Annotated in this window: 3 protein-coding genes; all 3 read right to left on the reverse strand. The window is 63.5% G+C overall.

What is annotated here, in order from left to right; all coding sequences use genetic code 11:
- Window positions 1-1,388: ATP-binding protein (locus tag Q0632_RS15440; RefSeq protein ID WP_298931740.1), on the reverse strand; the 1,388-nt coding region annotated here is incomplete at its 3' end.
- 143 nt (window positions 1,389-1,531) lie between these two features.
- Window positions 1,532-2,638, reverse strand: coding sequence for a DNA polymerase III subunit beta (dnaN, locus tag Q0632_RS15445; protein WP_298931769.1), 1,107 nt, complete (start codon window positions 2,636-2,638; stop codon window positions 1,532-1,534).
- 93 nt (window positions 2,639-2,731) lie between these two features.
- Window positions 2,732-3,331: chromosomal replication initiator protein DnaA (locus Q0632_RS15450; protein ID WP_298931771.1), on the reverse strand; the 600-nt coding region annotated here is incomplete at its 5' end.

The raw sequence follows: 3,331 nt of genomic DNA on the forward strand, positions 1-3,331 counted from the left end.
TCCTGGCAGTCGGCCAGCTTGCCGGGCAGGCCCATGCCGTCGAGCACGCCCTTGCGGCGCGTCATCTCGCGGGCCTTGCGTGCCGCCTCACGGGCGCGGGCCGCTTCGATGATCTTGCCGACGATGATCTTGGCGTCGTTGGGGCGCTCCTGCAGGTAGTCGCCCAGCATGCGCGCAATCACGTCTTCCACCGGGCCGCGCACTTCGCTGGAGACCAGCTTGTCCTTGGTCTGGCTGGAGAACTTGGGCTCGGGCACCTTCACGCTCAGCACGCAGGTCAGGCCTTCGCGCATGTCGTCGCCCGTCACTTCCACCTTGGCCTTCTTGGCCAGCTCGCTGTCGTCGATGTACTTGTTGATCACGCGCGTCATCGCCGCACGCAGGCCCGTCAGGTGGGTGCCGCCATCGCGCTGCGGGATGTTGTTGGTGAAGCAGAGCACCTGCTCGTTGTAGCCGCTGTTCCACTGCATCGCCACCTCGACACCGATGTTGGTGCCCTGGTCGCTCTGGCGGTCGCCCATGGCCACGAAGGCGTTGGGGTGCAGGACGGTCTTGCCCTTGTTGATGTAGTCGACAAAGCCTTTGACGCCGCCGGCGCCGGAGAAATCGTCTTCCTTGCCGGTGCGCTCGTCCAGCAGGCGGATGCGCACGCCGTTGTTCAGGAAGGAGAGTTCGCGCAGGCGCTTGGAGAGGATTTCGTAGTGGAAATCGTTGTTTTCCTTGAAGATCTCGGTGTTGTCCGGCAGGAAGTGCACCTCGGTGCCCCGCTTGTCGGTGTCGCCCAGGATCTGCATGGGCGAGACTTCCACGCCATTGAGCGTCTCGATGATGCGGTTCTGCACGAAGCCGCGGCTGAACTCCAGCACATGGACCTTGCCTTCGCGGCGCACCGTCAGGCGCAGCATCTTGGACAGCGCGTTGACGCAGGACACGCCCACGCCGTGCAGGCCGCCCGAGACCTTGTAGCTGTTCTGGTTGAACTTGCCGCCGGCGTGCAGCTCGGTCAGGGCGATCTCCGCGGCCGAGCGCTTGGGCTCGTGCTTGTCGTCCATCTTGATGCCGGTGGGGATGCCGCGGCCGTTGTCGACCACGCTGATGGAGTTGTCGGTGTGGATGGTGACGACGATGTCGTCGCAATGCCCTGCCAATGCCTCGTCGATGGAGTTGTCGACCACCTCGAACACCAGGTGGTGCAGGCCCGTGCCGTCCGAGGTGTCGCCGATGTACATGCCGGGGCGCTTGCGCACCGCTTCCAGGCCTTCCAGGATCTGGATCGAGCCTTCACCGTAGGCGGCGCTGGCGCCGACCTGGTTGGTGTCGATCGTCGGCTGGAAATTGGAGCTTTCCTCGCCCGCCGGGCCGGTGTTCACATTGTTTTCTTCGGACATACAAGCAACTTTTCTCAAACTCTTGAAGGACCAAACCCGCGAACACCGCGGGTTTTTCTGGCTGTCATGCCGGACTTGATCCGGCATCCATGTTCGCGCGCCACCATGGATCCCGGGTCAAGCCCGGGATGACACCGTGCCGCCTAAATGCGCATCGGCATGACGACGTACTTGAACGTCGCGTTCTCGGGGATGGTGATCAGGGCCGAGCTGTTGGAGTCGGCCAGTTCCATCTTCACCATGTCCTGGTCCATGTTGGCCAGGGCGTCGATCAGGTAGGTGACGTTGAAGCCGATCTCGATGGCGTCACCGCCGTAGTCGATGTCCAGCTCGTCCACCGCTTCTTCCTGCTCGGCGTTGTTGCTGGCCACGCGCAGCGTGCCCGGCTCGATGTTCAGGCGCACGCCCTTGAACTTCTCGCTGGTCAGGATGGCGGTGCGCTGCAGGCTGGCCAGCAGCGGGGCGCGGCCCAGGGTGACCGAGTTCTTGTGGTTCTTGGGGATCACGCGGTTGTAGTCGGGGAACTTGCCCTCGACCAGCTTGGTGACGAACTCCATGCCGCCGAAGCTGAACTTGGCCTGGTTGCTGGCGAACTGCATCTCGATGGCGCCCTCGGCGTCGGACAGCAGGCGCTGCATCTCCAGCACCGTCTTGCGCGGCAGGATCACTTCCTGGCGCGGCACTTCCACGTCCAGCGTGGCGCTGGCGAAAGCCAGGCGGTGGCCGTCGGTGGCCACCAGGCTCAGTTGCTTGCCTTCGGCGACGAAGAGGATGCCGTTGAGGTAGTAGCGGATGTCATGCACCGCCATCGCAAACGAGACCTGGTTGAGCAGGTCCTTGAGCGTTTTTTGCGGCACGCTGAAGACGGGGCCGAAGCTGGCCGCCTCTTGCACCAGGGGGAAGTCTTCGGCCGGCAGGGTCTGCAGGGTGAAGCGGCTCTTGCCGCCCTTGAGCAGCAGCTTGTTCTGGCTGGACTCCAGGCTCACGGTCTGGTCGGCCGGCATGGTGCGCAGGATGTCGATCAGCTTGCGGGCGCCCACCGTGGTGGTGAAGTTGCCGCTGTCGCCGCCGACGTCGGCGGTGGTGCGGATCTGGATCTCCAGGTCGCTGGTGGTCAGCTGCACCGACTCGCCGGTCTTGCGGATCAGCACATTGGCCAGGATGGGCAGCGTGTGACGCCGCTCCACGATGCCGGCAACCGATTGCAGCACGGCCAGCACTTTGTCTTGCGTTGCTTTCAGGACGATCATGGTGACTCCTCTTTTCTCTTTATTTCTTCAGTTCAACGGTGTGGCTTGACAGGGGGGCTGCCTGGCTGTGGACAAGCGCCATTTTCCCCTTTTTCACCCCTTCAGCGTCTGCTCCAGCACATGCAGTTGCTGGTTCAACTCGGTCAGTTGCTGGCGCTCGCCGGAGATCTTGCGCACGGCGTGCAGCACGGTCGTGTGGTCGCGGCCGCCGAACAGTTCGCCGATCTCGGGCAGGCTCTTTTGCGTCAGCTCCTTGGCCAGGTACATGGCAATCTGGCGCGGCCGGGCGATGCTGGCCGGACGCTTCTTGCTGTACATGTCGGCGACCTTGATCTTGTAGTAGTCGGCCACCGTCTTCTGGATGTTCTCGACGCTGATCTGGCGGTTCTGGATGGACAGCAGGTCGCGCAGCGCTTCCCGGGCCAGCTGGATGGAAATTTCCTTCTGGTTGAAGCGGCTGTAAGCCAGGATCTTGCGCAGGGCGCCTTCGAGCTCGCGCACGTTGGAGCGCACGTTCTTGGCCACGAAGAAGGCCACTTCCTCGGGCATCTCGGCGCTCTCGGCCTTGGCCTTGTTGATCAGGATGGCCACGCGCATTTCCAGCTCGGGCGGCTCGATGGCCACCGTCAGGCCGGAATCGAAGCGCGAGACCAGGCGCTCGTGGATGTCGGCCAGGCCCTTGGGGTAGGTGTC

The sequence above is a fragment of the uncultured Ramlibacter sp. genome (assembly GCF_936925435.1).
In the GTDB taxonomy this organism is placed as follows: domain Bacteria; phylum Pseudomonadota; class Gammaproteobacteria; order Burkholderiales; family Burkholderiaceae_C; genus Ramlibacter.

What these genes read in the sequence shown, in the direction of transcription:
- dnaN (WP_298931769.1), bottom strand. Translation starts at nt 2,638, where the DNA reads ATGATCGTCCTGAAAGCAACGCAAGACAAAGTGCTGGCCGTGCTGCAA.